We start from the raw sequence: 17,023 nt of genomic DNA, 5'->3' as shown, positions 1-17,023 counted from the left end.
CTTATCATGGATTCTTGTTAGCCTTTTATTTGCTGTTATTCGTAACAGACTTCAAATTCACTATCGAAATCTAAGCCGTGAGTGGCACAGGTCAGCTCCATAAATTCTTGCTCAGAGTCGAGCACTTGCTCGTCAAATTCTGCCTGTAATTTTGACTCTAAGGCTTGGTCTGATTCGGCTTGATGTTCGGCAAGGATGTCATAGTGCTCACTGATAGCGGCTTTTTCCTTAGCGGTAAACTCATTAGCGTTAGCCTGTCCGATAAAGCTGAAAGAGATTAATAGCACTGCGATAAATGCCATGCGGCCAGAAAAAGGGATGTTGGTAATATTTGAATAGTTCATATTTGACTCCAAGCAATTAAATAGATGACCCATTCAGGAAGCGTTTACTCTTAGCTACACGTTTGCTTTAAGCTGCGTTAGTGGCAAGCTTGCGAGTATTCCTCAGTGGTTCGAGTTAACTTGATACGAATGTTAGCGGATGCAACATGTACCCAAGCTGAACAAAAAACGAACTGCTAATGTTTTAAATGATAAATGGCTAATTAAGTTGTTGAGTAATATGTTGAGAAAGTTGTTGAGTAAGCTGCAATCGTTTTGAACTATTGCATCAAAGTAAGGTTGTTTATTTATTGCAGGGGAATGGTGTTTATCAAGATTGCTGGTTGTTTATGGTCCGCGGGTTAAGGTGAAGCCCGCAGCTCTAATGCTCCACACAGAGAGATTAAAGTGATCACTTACTCATTCGTCATCGTTTCGCAATGAAAGCCCTGTCGCATCGAATCAAAACCGCAGTTTAAGCCGCACTCCCAGGCAACACCTTGGAGTTTATCTGATTCCTGTTCGGCATAGGCTTTACAGCTTGGATAACTGTCAAAGTCATCTTTCTTCTCATACTTTCCGGAGTTATATCCATTTTTATAGATAAAAGCTGACCATGTTTCAGGCTCTGAAGATATTTCGGATGGGGTAATTCTAAAAATGGCTGCGGCTAGGCCTACAAATAAAATTATGACAAAGAAAACAGGGGCTAACTTTTGCATGAACTCATTTCCGATAATTGATTTTCAATAGCAGTCTTTTAGTCACTTAACCGTAGTAACCGATTTCTAATAACCTAGAGCCTAGGGCTTAGCATTTCTAGCTTAAGAGCTGCACCAGATAAAGCAATCGATAAGGTGATTAATGAGACTTAAATTAAATGCTGATTCAGCTTGTTGTAACAAGCTTACTTAAAGTATGGTTTACTAATGTTAGAGTGTTAACTGCCTAACGATACTAGATTAAGTTTCGATACAGGTTCACTATTGTATAGTTCAATCATCCTATCATGCTCAACAGTGGAGGCACATATGAAGGTTAAACATTTACTGGTAGCGGGTTTACTTGCATCTAGCTCAGCTTGGGCGACAGATGAAGTGGTTGAAAACCCGATTACTGAAGAAGGCGTGGTAAAAGTGGAATGGCAAGACCCTAGCAACTTTCGTGACGTTGAATCTAGCGGTGATATTCAATCTCGTTTCGAAAAGCGTACCTTCGAGCAGTTGACCAAGAGTTTAAACAAGGAAGCTGCGAAGATCCTTAAGCCAGAACAGAAGCTTGAGATGGTGGTGACTGATTTAGATTTAGCGGGTGACGTTAGGCCTACATTTGGTGCAACTACGAATGATCTTCGAATCGTAAAGAATATCTATCCGCCACGCATTACCTTTAGCTATAAGATTCTTGAAGGCGATAAAGTGATTATGGCTGGTGATGAGAAGCTAACAGATTTAAACTTTATGTATTCAATCAATAAGATGAATGACAAGCCTTATCGTTATGAAAATGAGCTACTAGCGTCTTGGCTTAAAAAAACGGTGAAGCCAAACCTTTAACTTGCTTGATTCTTAGTTATTAGCGCCGTAAACCCTGAGCATGGCTTATAGACTCATTGCAGTCTTCAATATAAATAGGCTAAGTGAGCTTTCTGCTCGCTTAGCCTTTTTTCTGTGCGCTGATAAACTATTTAGCGTTAGACTTAAATGCCTGCATAGTCTGTAGTAGTAAGCCAAGCTTAGGAATGTAGCTTTCTAGCGACTGGGCAAACGTATCAGGATCTTGAATAAATCCTTCCATATCGGCGGCAAGTTCCTGCACATATGGTGTGAAACGATTGCTTTTGGTAGTGAAGCCTTCAGATGTACTAAAGATGGTATCAAACTTCACGTGACCCGCTTTTTTAAGCTCATCTAGTCTCGCATCGGCATCAATTGCTTGGCGGTAGGCGGTTTGCAAACTGGCTTTAAGTTGCTCGATAACCTGTGTGTGTGGCATAACAGCCTCTCAATTTTAAATTTTGCTGAATTATAAGGGGCAAGCATGATAGCAACAAGTGTCGTTAGGTGTTTATTCTCATTAGCAGGGCTCAGCTTGCTGTTTGTGTCAGTTACAATTCAGGCTGCACCGGATGATAAACCGCCTTTTTATCAGATATCTTATCAAGGTCAGACTGCTTATCTTCTAGGCTCTATCCATATTGGCCAGCAGAACTTTTTCCCATTAGCAAAACAGGTCGAGCAGGCGTTTCAACAGTCGGCAGCATTAGTGGTTGAGGCGGATGTGAGAGGCGCTAATGTGCCAGCGCTGTTAGCTAAGTATGGTTCGAAAAAGATCCCGATAGATGCAAAAACCGAGACCGTATTGTCTCAGTACTGTCAAGATAAGCAGCAATTTTGTACCTCCATTGAGAACTATGCCCCTTGGTTACAGTCGATGCAGCTTAGTATTGGGCGTTATGCCGCACTCGGTTATAGCGGTCTTTATGGCGTGGATTCGGTATTAGTAAGCCAGGCGGGAAATCGGCCCGTATATGAGTTAGAAAGTACGGAGTTTCAATTTAATCTGCTATCGTCTTTTGATGCAGACACACAGTGGAATATGGTGAGAGAGGCCATTGAAGCGCCAGATTCAGATATGCTTAAATTAATAGCAGCATGGCGTAGTGGCGATGAAACAGAGCTTGCCGATCTGATGGAGGGGGAGATGTTGCGTGATGGGGAGACACAAATGGTTGAGAAGATGCTCTGGGATCGCAATAAAACCATGGCTCAGGGGATAGTTGATTTGATGCAATCATCAAAAACTATGCAGCCACTATTTGTGGTCGTTGGCGCAGGGCATTTAGTGGGTAAAAAGAGTGTTCAGTCCTACTTGCAGCCCTTTGGCGTTAAGACTAAAAACTGTTGGCAACACACTTGTAATTAAAGCACGTTTAACACAGCTTGCTAGTGCGATTATCGGGTTTGGTCATTTTGATGTATAATATGGCGCTTGTTTTGGGTTCCTCGTGTCATTTCAAAAGGTTTTATCGGTTTGAATAAAGAATACTGTATCGATTTAAAGGCGTTGCCTTCGCTATTCACGCTTTATCGCAAAATATTTTTTGGACGCAAGCCCGGCTGGGACGAGCAGCCATTGCCGATGGTCAAGGTGACGAGCCAAAACGTATCGCTATCATCAGACAAGGTGGTGCAATACTCAAAAGTGTGTGGCTTTGATTTTGACGGAAACACGCTACCGCCAACCTATCTGTATGTGATGGCATTTCGATTACATGCGGCAATTTTTACCCATGAAGCGATCACCTTCCCACTGCTTGGGATGATCCACTTAAAAAATAGCATAACTATGTATCGTAGTGCTCGCGTGGATGAGAAGTTCGAGATCCAATGCGCGCTAACCACGAGTCGTATGACAGATTCAGGTCTTGAGTTCGAGTTAGTCTCTAAAGCGTATGTGGGCAGCGAGCTTGTATGGGAGTCGCTATCAACTTATCTATATCGTATCGAAGGTAAGGCAAAGCGAATTCGTCCACCTAAAGCCAATGATATGGCTTGGCAAGAACCTGTAAGCTGGAGCTTGGCCGAAGATCTTGGTCGTCGTTATGCTAAGGCCTCCGGTGACTATAATCTTATTCATTTACACCCTGTGATGTCTAAGCGCTTTGGTTTTGATCGTGTATTGGCTCATGGAATGTGGTCAAAAGGACGCTGTATTGCCCAGTTGATGCCGAGCATTGGCGAGCGCGCCTGTCAGATCGATGTGGCATTTAAGCTACCGCTGTTTATGCCTAACAGTGTTAGCTTTGCGGCCGAACAGCAGGAAGATAAAACCGTATTTGAACTCAGAGATCAAAAGGGACGTCGTCCACATCTGAGTGGCGAAATTACCTTTTTATAAACATCAATGATGATAAATTAAGGCGCTTTAAGCGTCTTTTTTGTATGAGAAATTTAAGTTTAGCCCCGCTATTTGGGGCATCATGAAAAAGCCTCATCAAGTGCATCTGCACGTTAAATCGGCAAAAAAATAACCAATTTATTGACGTAGATTACAAAAAGCTAAAATAACAACGCATTGTTATTTTCTCGATATCAGAGATGACCTATATTGCAGCGGTAACTACCCTACATAATAATAGATTGTGGAGCCATAAGCATGCAGTCAGATATTGAAATTTCGCGCCAACATACTTGTTTACCTATCACCGAAATCGCAAAAGATCTCGGACTGAATCCAGATGAGTTTTCTCCTTGTGGTGTTAACAAGGCTAAAGTCTCACAGTCAGTCGCTAGAAGATTAGCCGATAAAAAAAATGCCAAGTTAGTGATTGTAACTGCCGTTACTCCGACGCCTTTTGGTGAAGGTAAAACCGTGACCACCATTGGCCTAACTCAAGCCATGAACCTCAATGGTATTAAAACTTGCGCCTGTATTCGTCAGCCGAGCATGGGACCTGTATTTGGCACCAAAGGTGGCGCTGCGGGCGGTGGCTACGCGCAAGTCGTACCGATGGAAGAGCTTAATCTGCACCTGACCGGTGATATTCATGCGGTGAGTAGTGCTCATAACTTAGCGGCCGCCGCAATCGATGCTCGTCTATTCCATGAACATCGTTTGGGAGCTGAAGTCTTTGCTCAAGAGTCAGGCTTAAGTGCGCTCAATATCGATTCTGAGAATATCCTCTGGCGTCGAGTGGTCGACCATAACGAGCGTAGCCTAAGACAGATTAAAGTCGGGTATGGCAAAGTTAACGGTCCGGTTCATGAATCAGGGTTCGATATTACTGCGGCGTCAGAGCTGATGGCTATCTTGGCGCTAAGCCAAGATCTGAAGGATCTAAGGCAGCGTATTGGCCGCTTGGTGTTGGCACTTAATACCCAAGGTGAGCCGATTACCGCTGAAGAGTTAGGCGTTGCAGGGGCAATGACGGTAATTATGGCCGATGCGATTGAGCCAACCTTGATGCAAACCTTATCTGGTGACCCTTGTTTCATTCATGCAGGGCCATTTGCCAATATCGCTCATGGCAACTCCTCTATTATTGCCGACACCATTGCAGCAAAGCTAGCCGATGTAGTTATCACTGAGGCGGGCTTTGGCTCCGATATGGGCTTTGAAAAGTTTAGTAATATCAAGGTGAGAGAGTCGGGCTATGCGCCCAGTGCATCTGTGGTTGTCGTGACGCTTAAGGCACTTAAAGCTAACAGTGGCATCGAGTCTGACAAAGATATTAATCAGCCTGATATGGAGCGTCTACAAGCAGGTTTTGCCAACCTAGAGTGGCATATCAACAACGTAAGCCAATATGGTGTACCTGTTGTGGTTGCGATTAACCGCTTCCCAACCGATACCGATGAGGAGCTTGAGTGGCTTAAGCAGGCTGTTGAGCAAACTAAGGCCTTTGGTAGCGAGATCAGTGAAGCCTTTGGTAAAGGTGCCGAGGGAGCAACTAAACTAGCGGATATGGTTTATCATGCCACACAAACGCCGTCGGACTTTAAGTTACTTTATCAAAGCGACACAAGCTTAGAAGCTAAGCTAATGACCCTCGCAGAAGTTGGCTATGGTGCATCGAGCGTGACGTTATCCGATAAGGCCAAGTCACAGCTACACTGGCTAACCAAACATAATTATGGCCAGCTACCTATCTGCGTGGCTAAAACGCCGATGTCGATAAGTCATGACCCCAGTATTAAAGGGATCCCGACAGAATTTGAGTTACCAATCACCGAGCTAAGACTGAATGCGGGAGCCGGTTTTGTTACAGCATTAGTTGGCCAAGTGATGACCATGCCGGGTCTTGGAATTAAACCGGGTTATCTCAATGTCGATATTAATGATGATGGCGAGATTATTGGCCTAGCTTAAGATTGCAATAGCTAATAAAAAGCCCCGGCAACCTAAGTTATCGGGGCTTTTTTAATTTTATCTTTAGAGCGACAGGATTTATTTCTCTAAGGCAGTTTGATAAATATGCACATCGCGCTGCGGGAACGGAATGCTAATACCTTCGGCATCGAAGCGCATTTTAACCGTACGAGTAATATCCCAGTACACATCCCAATAATCTTCAGGTTTAGCCCAAGGACGAACAATAAAGTCGACTGAGGACTCGCCTAAGGTATGCAGCTTAATCATCGGCTCTGGATCTTTAAGCACTAATGGATGTGCCATCACGATATCATTCAGCACTTTTTCTGCATGCTCGATATTATCGCTATAGCCGATACCAAAGGTCATATCCACACGACGCTGATGTTCAACGGTAATGTTGTTAATCGTGTCGCCCCAGATCTTATTGTTTGGCACGATAAGTCTCTGGTTATCTAAGGTCTTAATCGTAGTCGAAACTAAGCTCATGTGGCTTACACGACCCGTTACGCCGCCAGCGTTGATAAGATCGCCGACATCAAATGGACGGTAAATCAAGATCATCATGCCAGACGCAAAGTTAGATAGTGTATCTTGCAGAGCAAAACCGATAATCACACCGGCGATACCGAAACCAGCAAGCAGTGGCGCAAGCTCAAAACCAAGCTGTGATAGGGCGATTAATAGGCCTAAGGCAAACACCGCTTTACCCGATAGCGAGATAAAGAAGTCTTGTAGCAGCAGGCTGAATTTAAGCTTTGAGTTACTAACCGTCTTCTGAACTACACGCTTAACGACCTTGCCTACTAGGCTAGATAGGAACAGAATAAGACAGAAGATGATCAGTTTAAATAGAATGCTCGCACCATTTTCCATCGCTTGATTTTTAGCGATAGTCACCCACTCAGACAGTAAGCTACTGGCTACATCTAAGTTCAGTACGTCCTGCGTGATATCACCAGAAATGCTAAATAGCGTCTGCTTGTAGAGGGCGGTATCTTGGCCTAAAGAGTCCAGTAGATCTATGGTGGTAGAAAGGCTCGTTGAGCTTTGCTCTAAACGCTCTTTTAGATCAACAACAAGCGCCTTTTGCTCGCTACTAACATCGGCGCCGGCGACTTGAACATCGGCCACAGCCTGGGTTAAGCGTTCTTGGTTGTAGTAGACAAAACTATTGAGATCATCGGCACGGGTTACCAAGGTGGCAATAAAGGTTTTAGTCTGTGCGTCGGTATCGGCTCCTGAGTCTTTAGCCCAGTTTAATAGGCTTTTTTCTGCAGTGAACAGCTTATCTTGCTCGCGCTGGATCTGCATCAGGCCAAGCATGATCTTATTGTCGTCGCCGCTACCGACTTGACCCATAAGATTAGCTCTTTGTTTTTCAAAGTAAGTTTCTACTTCATCGGTGAAAGCTAACTGCTTAACGATATAAGGTTTTAGGAAAGCGAAATCAGGATCCGTTTTTTCCACTTGTGCCTTTAAAGTGTCCTGAAGTAAGGCGGCATTGCGGCCAATGCGGTACTCAAGGAAACTCTTAATTTCGCCTTTAGCATTCGGTAGTGCTTTTACATCAGCATCAATCAGGCTTTGAATTTTATTTAGGTTATGGGTTAATTCAGTATTCTCTGTGGTTGCTGTTGCTGCATATGAGCAGAAGCAGAGAATAAGCATTAAAATTTTGGGGAGCATTTTATGCATTTGATATGTCCGTTAGTTCCCAGAATTTAATAATAATATTACGCCTTTGGAAGACTGTCGATTTGTTATTGTGATAGTGGAAAGCAAAATAGCGAATACTCGGCTAAATCTGTTAAACTTTACGGCTTTAATATTGGACGAAAATCTAGCCAATATGCAGCTTAAGAGAGATAACCTCAGTGATATGCGCCCATTGTTCTAAATCGTTTGCGATAGATAAAATTGAAAACCAAAGAGGGAAGGGGTTAGCTAGCGAGATCCAGTGTCCATTCTGTCAGGTCTGGCTGGGTAAAAGTGTGGTTTTATCTTGGGTAAAAATCATCAGCTTTTATGCTGGTGTCATCTTACTGGTGTGGAGCTATTTTGATAGCAGTATACGTGAGATCTGCGTACCGGTTGCCATAGTTTCCATCATGCTGATGTTGGTGACCCACCTGATGGATCAATTGAAAGTGACTGAAGCGCCGGAAGAAGAGGTCGTTGACAATAGTGAGCACCTGCAGAAATACAGATAACTGAACTCGTTGTACCAATAGGCGAGATTAACCGTGAATAATCTTGCCGAAGGGAAGGCGGTGATAAATAACGCTAGCTCTAACTCTGACAGCCTCGGCTATCAGAGTATAAATACAGAGCTACTTATTCGATCTATTTAGTCTAAAACTTGTTTAGTCAATGACTTGGACTTGGGCTTCAAGTGCCGCTTCTACGTAATAAATACCGCCGAGTATCGCAACAAAAAATAGCGTTGTCATGATGATAAACTTTAGGTTTGAGCGAATTACTTCAAGCATGATATTTGCGCCTTTTTAAAAGATAAACTCTTGTTTAATATCACTATGGATATCATTTCACGCTAGCAATATTAGTGGTTAGAGCTTAAGACAGTATTAAATGCTATTCGAGTTTAGGTGATCTGCCTCACAAAGCGTTTGTAACACAGAGTCACTTCTAGGCTTGACTTCAATTCTTATCCACATAAACTTGTCATGTTTTAATACACAAGGTTAACACTGTGATTCGAATGAGTAGCGTAAAGCAGAAACTGGTAATGGGGCTTGTTGCCGTATTCCTGTGTCTGTCATTTGCCGCGTCCGCTCATAGTTTGAGTCATTTGGACGATGGCGCTAAAACCCATTGTACTCTGTGTTATCACCAACACCAGGTCAACAACCTGCTGCCGAGTTGTGAGCTTCACATCGCTGTAGAGCGTCAGGGAGTTGTCAGCCAAGAGTACATCCTTCCACACTCCTACTCACGTCATGTGAGTTTCTTTAACAGTCGCGCCCCTCCAGCTTCAGCCTAATTCTTTACTAACAACACAAATTTAAGAATTTTCAAAGTATTCCCACGAGGAAGACTTAGCTGTATTTCGGAGAAAAGATGACTATTTCAACTATGCGCCTAACTGGCGTGGCGGCAGCGTGCGCGCTGATTTCAACTCAAGCTGTAGCAAGCGACTCAAGCCTGACTAATCCGGCAATAAGCGCCGTACTCGACGGTTATTATCAGAGCGCAGAGAGACCTATGTCTGAGCGAGTAGAAGGCTTTGGTTTAGGCCATACCGAAGTTGCAATGAGCGCCAATATAGACGATATGTTTTACGGTAAATTAACGGCTGTAGTCGAGATGCATGACGGTGAAACTGAGCTGGGCTTAGAAGAGGCTTTCATTCAAACCTTGGCGATGCCGGCAGGTTTTTCGGTGCGAGCGGGTCGCTTCCTGTCTGATATTGGTTACTTAAACAACCAGCATGTGCATACGGATGCGTTTTCAGATAGACCCGCCGTTTATCGTGCCTTCTTGGGCAGTCACTATTTTGATGATGGTGTACGCTTAAACTACGTTGCGCCAACGGATCTCTATTGGACCATGGGAGTTGAAGCCTTTAAGGGTGACAAGATGCGCGCTGCAGATGAGCATGGTGAACGTGATTATAAAAATCTTGGGGTCTACACAGCCTTTACCAAATTGGGCGGCGATGTGGGGGCGAACGGTTCTTGGCAAGCAGGCTTAAGTTACTTACGTAATGAAAATGGTCGCATGACCGCTGATGAACATGAGCATGTTGAAGTACAAGCTGACCACGGTCATGACCATAGCCACAGCGCACAGTACACGGGTGAAAATACCTATGTGGGAGATTTCGTCTACAAGTGGGCACCCAATGGTAACTACAAGTATCAACACCTGACGTTAAGCGGTGAGTATTTCCGAGTAACCGATTTTAAGCCCCTTGAGGAGCATGATGATCATGATTCACATGGCGATGAAGGGAAAGACTATCAAGAGGGTTGGTACTTAAGCAGTGTTTATCAGTTTTCACCTCATTGGTCGGCGGGTCTTCGCTATGGTCAGGTCGATACCCAGATGATGCATGGTGATCACTTTGATCCACAAAAGTTGAAAGAGACTGAAGTCAGTCTTGCTTGGCATCACAGTCACTTCTCAACCGTGCGTTTGCAGTACACCAACCAGCAAGGGACTAACTTTGATGGCATCGAAGATGACAATGTCATCACTCTACAATATGTCATGACTCTGGGGGCTCACGGTGCGCATCAATTCTAAGCAGTTTTTATCCAAGGGGCTTAAGGCTCTGACATTCACTTTGGCATTAGGCACTGCTAACAGCGCCGTTGCTGGCTTGAATATTTTCGCTTGTGAGCCTGAATATGCCGCATTGGCGAAAGAGTTGGCTCCAGATGCCAAGATCTATTCGGCCACGACCGCAATGCAAGACCCACATCAGGTGCAGGCGAGGCCAAGTTTGATCGCAAAAATGCGACAGGCGGATCTGGCAATTTGTGCCGGCGCCGATCTTGAGGTGGGTTGGTTACCTATGCTGCAGATGAAGTCGGCTAACGCCAAGGTGCGATCGACCGATCAAGGCTTGTTCTTTGCCGCCGAGCAGATCGATACGCTTGATCGGCTCACGTCTGTGGATCGATCTATGGGCGATGTACACGCAAAAGGTAATCCGCATCTGCATTTCGATCCCAAGCGTTTACTCGATGTCGCAAGCGCATTAACGGCTAAGCTTATCCAGTTAGATCCCGATGCGAAAGCAGAGTATGACGCGGCCTTAGCGAGCTTTAGCCAGCGTTGGTTAGCTGCGATCCCTCACTGGGAGGCTAAAGCGCAAACTTTACAGGGCAGTAAAGTGATCGCTTATCACTCTAGCTTCAAGTACCTGTTTAATTGGTTAGGGCTAGAGCAGGTCGCAGATCTTGAGCCGAAGCCTGGGATCCCACCGAGTAGCTCTCATCTGGCCGGCTTACTCAGTCGTGCTAAGCAGGGAGATATATTGGCGATCGTGATCGCTTCCTACCAGAGTGAGCGCGGCGCCGACTGGTTGGCTGAGCGCTCAGATCTGCCTGTGCTGATATTGCCTATGTCGGTTGGGGGCAATGAGCAGAGTGTCGATCTATTTGGTCTGTATGACAGCGCGATCGATCTGTTGCTGAGCGCGAAGCAATAACGCTTAGTATGGCCATGGTAGTGCCTTGTCTTGTTTAGGCTTGGCATCGACTATGGCTAAAACAAACTAAGACAGATCGCCATAGGGAGATCTGTCTTAGTTTTTTAATGATAAGAGTCATTACATATGTTTGATCTCGATCTACTCTCTATTTTGTTTCCCGCTTTTGTGGCGGGGATCTTGGTGCTGTCGACTCATGTAGTCTTAGGCCAACAAGTATTAAAACGCGGTATCATCTTTATCGATCTGGCGATCGCTCAGGTAGCAGCTTTAGGCGCTATCGTTGGTCATCTGAACCATGATATCGAAGCCTTGCCATTTTCAAATGTGTGGATGCCAGCGCTATTTGCCATCGCAGGGGCTGGATTTATTGCTTGGCTGTCCAAACGTATGGCCGAAGAACTGGAAGCGATAATCGGTTGTTTCTATGTACTTGCTGCTGTGGCGGCCATGTTACTGCTGTCTAATGATCCCCATGGCGCCGAGATGTTGAAGCAGTTGATGTCTGGACAGATCTTATGGGTGAGCTGGAGTCAGTTGATCCTGCCCGCTTGTATCTATCTTAGTGTATTAGCCACTCTAATTTATCGGCCTGCGTTACTCGATGGCCGCGCTTTTTACCTGATCTTCGCCGTGGTGATCACGCTTTCAGTCGAGTTAGTCGGCGTGTATCTGGTATTTAGTAGTTTGATCTTGCCAGCGCTTGCGGTAAACCAATTTAAGGGGCGCTTTAAGCTCGGATGGGCTTATATCGTGGGCTTAGTGGGTTATGTTGCCGGCTTAGTCTTATCTGCGACTTTGGATCTCCCTAGTGGCGCAGCCATAGTGGCGACCTTAGCTGTGACGGCAATACTGTTTAGGCTCTGCCTCTATATAAATAGCAAACATTTGGCCTTGAGAGTGAGCGGATGAACTAGATCTGTGTCAGGTCAGACCTTACGGCTAAAAGAACTAAGCTAAAATCTTCGGGTTAAAATACGCGAGATTAAAGTTCGCTTAAGCTATTTACGCTAAAGTCTCGTGATTTTAATCTCGTTTGGCCTACCTTCAGGCTACACGTGTAAACTAATGTTCATTGACATAAGTTGTATTTATATTGAGTCGCACTTGGTTGGTGGCTATACTGGCGCCAATTGATTCGCGGGAGATTATCGTGCTGTTGATCCTTAGATGTTTGATCTTGTCTGTTATGCTGCTATTCGCCTTTGTTATCGGTGGTTTAGCTTGTATTTTACGTCCTCGTCATCGAGATAACGTACATATGTTCGCCAAAGTATTTTCTTGGGCTGCACCCGTGCTTGGCATTAAAGTCATTGTGCGGAACTCGCAGCAGCAAGGCGATAAGCCGTGCATTTTCCTTGCAAACCACCAGAATAACTTCGATATGTTCACCCATACGGCCGTTGTACCAAAAGGCACGGTGAGTTTAGGCAAGAAGAGTCTTGCTTGGATGCCGCTATTTGGACAAATTTACTGGTTGTCTGGCAATATTCTTATTGATCGCAAAAATCGTAGCAAAGCATTCGATACCATGGCAGCCACGGCTCGCAAGATAAAAGACAAGTGTTTGTCTGTGTGGATCTTCCCTGAAGGTACGCGATCTCGTGGTAAAGGCTTACTGCCATTTAAAGCTGGCGCTTTTTATACCGCGATTGCGGCGGGTGTGCCTATGGTACCGGTATTGGCCTCAAATCAGTGTCATATCAAGTTAAACCGTTGGAACAATGGTGTGGTGATTATCGAAATGATGGATCCAATTGAAACGACAGGTTTTGATAAGACGCAGGTTAAAGAACTTTCTAAGCGCATTCATACTATGATGTCTGAAAAGTTATCTCAGTTGAACCAAGAAGCTTCTGCATTAATGACTAAAGCGGTATAATCGGTCGCGAAATTTTTGAGGAGTTATCGATGTCTATTGAACGCCAGTTAAAAGAACAGAAACAAGAAAACAGTGAGATCGTTGAAGCGATCCTTGCAGATGGTTCATTGGCCGATGCCGAGTACACCATTGAGCATCACTTCTCATCAACGAACTTCGATCGTTTAGAAAAAGCGGCTGTTGACGCATTTAAGCTAGGTTATGAAGTCAATGATGCTGAAGAGATGGAGTTAGAAGACGGCTCTGTGATCTACTGTTTCGATGCCGTCGCTAGCCATGAGCTCAATACCGACTTGTTAGATGAAGCCTGCGAGAAGATGATTAACATCGCGGCGAAGCAGAAAATCGACTATGACGGTTGGGGTACGTATTTCATCGACGAAAATGGCGAAGAAGTCAGAGATGAATATGACGATGAAGACGAAGAGCCATTGCACTAATCTTTATTGTTCACCGACTAAAATGCCCATCTAGTGATGGGCATTTTTGTTTCTAGCGTCTATAAATACTTGAGCAACTACTCGTAAGCGATAGTGCAGTTACGTCCCGCTTCTTTCGCTTGATAAAGTGCCTGATCTGCTTGAGATAACCAAGTATCGCTGTCATTTACCTCAGGTTTAATATCACATATGCCGATGCTGATAGTGACCTTGATAAGCTGCTCTTCGTACAAAATTTCTAATTTCTCGATTTTCTTGCGCAGTCGCTCTGCAAAAAAGCGAGCATTGACCGCGGGAGTATTCGCTAGCACCACTCCAAACTCTTCACCACCGTAGCGACCAGCACAGTCGGTTTCTCGTAGTGACTTTTTAATGGTGTGAGAGACATTTTGGATGACTCTGTCACCCGCTTGATGGCCGTAGGTATCGTTAATCGCTTTAAAGTGGTCGATATCTAACATCACTAAGCTGGTTTCACTACCGTAACGAGTGTGACGATCAAACTCCTTCTGCAAGCATTGCTCCCAGTGGCGGCGGTTAAATAGCTGGCTTAGCCCATCAATTTGGCTTAAATATTCTAACCGTTCATTTGCCGACTTTAGCTGTAGTTTATTGATAGCAACATCAGTCACATCGTAAACAATCATGCTGATATGGGTCACTTCACCAGTGAGCGATGACAAAGGCAACAGGGTGACATTTTGGTACATGAAGTCAGCTCTGCCAGTGATTGGGCGATAATTTTTAAACTGAAAAATAAAGGGTCTTTGTTCCCAACTGATAAAGGCGCGGTTTTTTAACAGATAAACCGACTCCATCTTTTGCTTAAGCCATTTGGCTGGCAAGTAATCAAACTGTTCAAACAGGTTCTTACCTTTAATCGAGTTTGGGGTAACACCGCTGTGGTTTTCCATAAAACCGTTCCACAGTTGAATGTTGTAATCGCGATCGAGCACAACTAAGCCCACCTCTATGGTTTGCACCATATCGATTAACCAGTGGAGTTCATTCATTGCACTGTTGTCTACAGCTTTCTGATCTGTTGCCATCCTAATATCCATTTTAATCTAGCAAGTAGCCGAGCTTATAGTTGAGCGTAGGCAACGAGTCTTCGGTAAACAGTAGTAATAGATCGCATTGAATATCATGATCTTCAATGCGGTAGTTAATTTCCATCGCCAGTGTTCGGCTCCATTTATCGGAGTTTTCGCTGATCAGATTATTGACGCTGCAGTGTCTGCCAAGCACCACTGGGTGGCTTTGGCTGAACTTCATATGTAGCTGCTCAGATATACCGTTGAGGAAGGCACCAATCAGGACATTGCCTGTGTCTATCATGACTTCAAGTTCGGTTTGTTCATCTTCAGGGTTTTCAAGCTTCATCAGCTTGGCCATATCTTGAAATGAAGAGTCATGGAAAAGTAGCAAAGCTTCTCCAGCGACTCCAGCGCCGATAAACCCTTGGCATAACGCCGATACCGTACTCTGCTCCTCTGTCGCCTTTAGCGTCATGGTCAGTTCACTGACCTCGAGTACGTTCACGTTAGGGATGGGCAACTTTACGAAAACGTTGAGTAGTTTAGACAGGAGATCGGCGGCGCGACCCATTGCGACGTTGGCCACTTCTTGGCAGGCATCACGCAGATCGACCTTGATCATCGGTGCCTGATTTTCGCCGCCGCTTTGGGCCAACTCTAAAATGCCGTATTCTTGCAGAATATGGCTAATCGAATCGACACTCACTGGTTTTTGAATAAAATCGAGGGCACCTAAGCTTTTAACCCGCTCGTGGGCTTTAATTTGAATATCACCAGAAACCACAATAACTAATGCAGGGAGATCTTCTCGTTGAATGGCTTCTAAGACTTGATAACCATCCATAACGGGCATGTTCAGGTCGAGAAAGACAACTTCGCCCTTTCCTTCACGAATCGCCTCGATACCTTCTAAGCCATTAGTGGCATAGGTGATCTCTACATCCCAATTTTTGGGGAGTGTGCGGGCCATCTGCTTTCTGGCCAGCGCAGAATCGTCACAAATTAGTATAGGGAGCGGCATTATTCTTGTTCTTTCCTATTTAACCATTTACTTAACGAGTGTGATCAATTGGTATTATCCCCCCGAATACTGAGGTCCTTATCACTTTGATATGATTAACAGTTCACCACTGGGGCATCAATAATGTATCCCAGTCGTTAATCCTTGGCTTATGCCTTCGAAGTGAAATCGATTGTCTAGCTTCCATAACATCCCCTTTCATGGTCGGGGAATGCTATGGCTGATTATTAATTATCAACCTATTAATAGATAGGCTTATTTTAGGACAATAAAATGATGAGTGTCATAATTTCACCGCATGTTATATCTATTAACCTAATATGCCAAATGTGTTAACTTGTTCAGTCTGGACAGACCACTTGCCAAGAAAGGCCTTAATATGACTTATGATTTAGTACGCGTCGTCAAAAAAAATGGCATTGCTTACGTGAGTCTTAATCGACCTGAAAAGTATAATGCACTGAATTGTAGACTTTTTTGTGAGATTGAACACTGTATAAAAACATTGTCGAAAGACCGAACGCTTACTGCGGTGGTTCTTTTCGGTGAAGGGGGCAATTTTAGCTCAGGTTTAGATGTAAAAAGTGTGATGAGCTCGCCTTTAGATGCAGTTAAACTATTATTTAAGTTTCTACCGGGGAATGCCAATTTGGCGCAGAGGGTCTCCATTGGTTGGCGTCGATTACCTGTACCTGTCATCGCGGTACTCGAGGGGGTGTGTTATGGCGGTGGTATGCAGATCGTTCTTGGAGCCGATTTTAGAATAGCGGATCCCGATTGTAAAATGTCGATAATGGAAGCGAAATGGGGCTTGGTTCCTGATATGGCTGGTTTGGTTGGTTTACGAGAGTTAATGCCAAAAGATCAGGCGCTTATGTTAACGATGTCGGCGGATGTATTGACTGCAGAGCAGGCGCTTGCCGCTAACCTTGTGACCTCGGTAGAAGCTGAGCCATTAGCCGCAGCTACGGCTCTAGCGACCAAATTGTCGCAAACGTCCCCTGATGCCAATGCGGCTATCAAGCGCAGTATTAATAACAATTGGTCGGCCTCTATTCGGCAATTACTCAGGCGCGAGTCCTGGTATCAAATACGATTATTACTGGGAAAAAATCGAATGATTGCAGCGTTAAGACAAGGTAAGGATCCAGATAAGAGATATCGAAATCGGCAGTCAGGTTGGTAGTTTTTAGTAAAAAGCATTAAGCGTGATCTGGTTCACGAATTGCTGTGATTTTTATGTCGTAGGCAGGCGCTTCTTTTACAC

At 44.6% G+C, this 17,023-nt stretch carries 19 protein-coding genes; 12 read left to right on the top strand and 7 right to left on the bottom strand.

Annotation, left to right across the window (positions count from 1 at the left end):
• Window positions 1-35 precede the first annotated feature (35 nt).
• Window positions 36-344 carry a hypothetical protein gene (locus tag SHAL_RS19690; RefSeq protein WP_012278870.1) on the bottom strand — a complete coding sequence of 103 codons (309 nt, stop codon included), beginning with the start codon at window positions 342-344 and terminating at the stop codon, window positions 36-38.
• A gap of 395 nt (window positions 345-739) precedes the next feature.
• Window positions 740-1,045, bottom strand: coding sequence for a hypothetical protein (locus SHAL_RS19685; protein ID WP_012278869.1), 306 nt, complete (start codon window positions 1,043-1,045; stop codon window positions 740-742).
• A 309-nt stretch (window positions 1,046-1,354) separates the two neighbouring features.
• Here SHAL_RS19685 and SHAL_RS19680 point away from each other — a divergent pair, with 309 nt between their 5' ends.
• Complete coding sequence (locus SHAL_RS19680) at window positions 1,355-1,879, top strand: DUF3016 domain-containing protein (protein WP_012278868.1); 525 nt, start codon at window positions 1,355-1,357, stop codon at window positions 1,877-1,879.
• Window positions 1,880-2,006: 127 nt separating this feature from the next.
• Here SHAL_RS19680 and SHAL_RS19675 read toward each other — a convergent pair whose 3' ends face one another.
• Window positions 2,007-2,318, bottom strand: coding sequence for a hypothetical protein (locus tag SHAL_RS19675; protein ID WP_012278867.1), 312 nt, complete (start codon window positions 2,316-2,318; stop codon window positions 2,007-2,009).
• A 45-nt stretch (window positions 2,319-2,363) separates the two neighbouring features.
• Between SHAL_RS19675 and SHAL_RS19670 the strand changes: the two genes are divergently transcribed.
• The 3 genes from SHAL_RS19670 to SHAL_RS19660 all read left to right on the top strand — a co-directional run bounded on the left by SHAL_RS19670 (window position 2,364) and on the right by SHAL_RS19660 (window position 6,194).
• The gene (locus SHAL_RS19670) at window positions 2,364-3,248 is read left to right on the top strand and encodes a TraB/GumN family protein (protein WP_012278866.1); all 885 of its coding nucleotides are present in this window, start codon (window positions 2,364-2,366) and stop codon (window positions 3,246-3,248) included.
• A gap of 108 nt (window positions 3,249-3,356) precedes the next feature.
• The gene (locus tag SHAL_RS19665) at window positions 3,357-4,223 is read left to right on the top strand and encodes a MaoC family dehydratase (protein ID WP_012278865.1); all 867 of its coding nucleotides are present in this window, start codon (window positions 3,357-3,359) and stop codon (window positions 4,221-4,223) included.
• 258 nt (window positions 4,224-4,481) lie between these two features.
• Window positions 4,482-6,194: a formate--tetrahydrofolate ligase gene (locus SHAL_RS19660; RefSeq protein WP_012278864.1), complete on the top strand. Its 1,713-nt coding sequence runs from the start codon at window positions 4,482-4,484 to the stop codon at window positions 6,192-6,194.
• Window positions 6,195-6,272: 78 nt separating this feature from the next.
• Here the strand turns inward: SHAL_RS19660 and SHAL_RS19655 are convergent, their stop codons facing one another.
• A complete protein-coding gene (locus tag SHAL_RS19655) occupies window positions 6,273-7,895 on the bottom strand; it encodes a mechanosensitive ion channel family protein (protein ID WP_012278863.1) in 1,623 nt (540 codons plus the stop codon).
• 296 nt (window positions 7,896-8,191) lie between these two features.
• Between SHAL_RS19655 and SHAL_RS19650 the strand changes: the two genes are divergently transcribed.
• The gene (locus SHAL_RS19650) at window positions 8,192-8,410 is read left to right on the top strand and encodes a hypothetical protein (protein ID WP_223296222.1); all 219 of its coding nucleotides are present in this window, start codon (window positions 8,192-8,194) and stop codon (window positions 8,408-8,410) included.
• A gap of 153 nt (window positions 8,411-8,563) precedes the next feature.
• On the opposite strand, the gene SHAL_RS23595 is transcribed toward SHAL_RS19650, so the two are convergent.
• A complete protein-coding gene (locus SHAL_RS23595; RefSeq protein ID WP_012278861.1) occupies window positions 8,564-8,689 on the bottom strand; it encodes a hypothetical protein in 126 nt (41 codons plus the stop codon).
• Window positions 8,690-8,919: 230 nt separating this feature from the next.
• On the opposite strand from SHAL_RS23595, the gene SHAL_RS22760 reads away from it, so the two are divergent.
• From SHAL_RS22760 to rraB, 6 genes are all read left to right on the top strand, one after another.
• Window positions 8,920-9,201: a hypothetical protein gene (locus SHAL_RS22760; RefSeq protein WP_012278860.1), complete on the top strand. Its 282-nt coding sequence runs from the start codon at window positions 8,920-8,922 to the stop codon at window positions 9,199-9,201.
• Between the two features lie 77 nt (window positions 9,202-9,278).
• Window positions 9,279-10,466 (top strand): hypothetical protein, encoded by a 1,188-nt coding sequence (locus SHAL_RS19645; RefSeq protein ID WP_012278859.1) that lies wholly within the window; start codon window positions 9,279-9,281, stop codon window positions 10,464-10,466.
• Complete coding sequence (locus SHAL_RS19640; RefSeq protein WP_012278858.1) at window positions 10,450-11,376, top strand: metal ABC transporter solute-binding protein, Zn/Mn family; 927 nt, start codon at window positions 10,450-10,452, stop codon at window positions 11,374-11,376. Before SHAL_RS19645 ends, SHAL_RS19640 begins: the two co-directional genes overlap by 17 nt.
• A gap of 126 nt (window positions 11,377-11,502) precedes the next feature.
• Complete coding sequence (locus tag SHAL_RS19635; RefSeq protein WP_012278857.1) at window positions 11,503-12,288, top strand: metal ABC transporter permease; 786 nt, start codon at window positions 11,503-11,505, stop codon at window positions 12,286-12,288.
• A gap of 241 nt (window positions 12,289-12,529) precedes the next feature.
• The gene (locus tag SHAL_RS19630) at window positions 12,530-13,258 is read left to right on the top strand and encodes a 1-acylglycerol-3-phosphate O-acyltransferase (RefSeq protein WP_012278856.1); all 729 of its coding nucleotides are present in this window, start codon (window positions 12,530-12,532) and stop codon (window positions 13,256-13,258) included.
• A 29-nt stretch (window positions 13,259-13,287) separates the two neighbouring features.
• Window positions 13,288-13,698, top strand: coding sequence for a ribonuclease E inhibitor RraB (gene rraB / locus SHAL_RS19625; protein WP_012278855.1), 411 nt, complete (start codon window positions 13,288-13,290; stop codon window positions 13,696-13,698).
• Between the two features lie 77 nt (window positions 13,699-13,775).
• Here rraB and SHAL_RS19620 read toward each other — a convergent pair whose 3' ends face one another.
• Together SHAL_RS19620 and SHAL_RS19615 are read right to left on the bottom strand one after the other, a co-directional pair.
• On the bottom strand, window positions 13,776-14,747 hold the full coding sequence (locus tag SHAL_RS19620) for a sensor domain-containing diguanylate cyclase (RefSeq protein WP_041416136.1): 972 nt from the start codon (window positions 14,745-14,747) through the stop codon (window positions 13,776-13,778).
• Between the two features lie 13 nt (window positions 14,748-14,760).
• Window positions 14,761-15,756: a response regulator gene (locus tag SHAL_RS19615; RefSeq protein WP_012278853.1), complete on the bottom strand. Its 996-nt coding sequence runs from the start codon at window positions 15,754-15,756 to the stop codon at window positions 14,761-14,763.
• A gap of 379 nt (window positions 15,757-16,135) precedes the next feature.
• Here SHAL_RS19615 and SHAL_RS19610 point away from each other — a divergent pair, with 379 nt between their 5' ends.
• Window positions 16,136-16,942, top strand: coding sequence for a crotonase/enoyl-CoA hydratase family protein (locus SHAL_RS19610; protein ID WP_012278852.1), 807 nt, complete (start codon window positions 16,136-16,138; stop codon window positions 16,940-16,942).
• The last annotated feature ends 81 nt before the right edge of the window (window positions 16,943-17,023 follow it).

The sequence above is a fragment of the Shewanella halifaxensis HAW-EB4 genome (assembly GCF_000019185.1).
Lineage (GTDB): Bacteria > Pseudomonadota > Gammaproteobacteria > Enterobacterales > Shewanellaceae > Shewanella > Shewanella halifaxensis.
This window is presented reverse-complemented; position numbering and strand designations above follow the sequence as displayed.

Bases quoted from the DNA above. Each gene is read 5' to 3' on its own strand.
- SHAL_RS19685 (WP_012278869.1), bottom strand. From the start codon at position 1,045: ATGCAAAAGTTAGCCCCTGTTTTCTTTGTCATAATTTTATTTGTAGGC.
- SHAL_RS19655 (WP_012278863.1), bottom strand. From the start codon at position 7,895: ATGCATAAAATGCTCCCCAAAATTTTAATGCTTATTCTCTGCTTCTGC.
- SHAL_RS19635 (WP_012278857.1), top strand. From the start codon at position 11,503: ATGTTTGATCTCGATCTACTCTCTATTTTGTTTCCCGCTTTTGTGGCG.
- SHAL_RS19670 (WP_012278866.1), top strand. From the start codon at position 2,364: ATGATAGCAACAAGTGTCGTTAGGTGTTTATTCTCATTAGCAGGGCTC.
- SHAL_RS19675 (WP_012278867.1), bottom strand. From the start codon at position 2,318: ATGCCACACACACAGGTTATCGAGCAACTTAAAGCCAGTTTGCAAACC.
- SHAL_RS19620 (WP_041416136.1), bottom strand. From the start codon at position 14,747: ATGGCAACAGATCAGAAAGCTGTAGACAACAGTGCAATGAATGAACTC.
- SHAL_RS23595 (WP_012278861.1), bottom strand. From the start codon at position 8,689: ATGCTTGAAGTAATTCGCTCAAACCTAAAGTTTATCATCATGACAACG.
- SHAL_RS19690 (WP_012278870.1), bottom strand. From the start codon at position 344: ATGAACTATTCAAATATTACCAACATCCCTTTTTCTGGCCGCATGGCA.
- SHAL_RS19680 (WP_012278868.1), top strand. From the start codon at position 1,355: ATGAAGGTTAAACATTTACTGGTAGCGGGTTTACTTGCATCTAGCTCA.
- rraB (WP_012278855.1), top strand. From the start codon at position 13,288: ATGTCTATTGAACGCCAGTTAAAAGAACAGAAACAAGAAAACAGTGAG.
- SHAL_RS19610 (WP_012278852.1), top strand. From the start codon at position 16,136: ATGACTTATGATTTAGTACGCGTCGTCAAAAAAAATGGCATTGCTTAC.
- SHAL_RS19615 (WP_012278853.1), bottom strand. From the start codon at position 15,756: ATGCCGCTCCCTATACTAATTTGTGACGATTCTGCGCTGGCCAGAAAG.
- SHAL_RS19660 (WP_012278864.1), top strand. From the start codon at position 4,482: ATGCAGTCAGATATTGAAATTTCGCGCCAACATACTTGTTTACCTATC.
- SHAL_RS19645 (WP_012278859.1), top strand. From the start codon at position 9,279: ATGACTATTTCAACTATGCGCCTAACTGGCGTGGCGGCAGCGTGCGCG.
- SHAL_RS22760 (WP_012278860.1), top strand. From the start codon at position 8,920: ATGAGTAGCGTAAAGCAGAAACTGGTAATGGGGCTTGTTGCCGTATTC.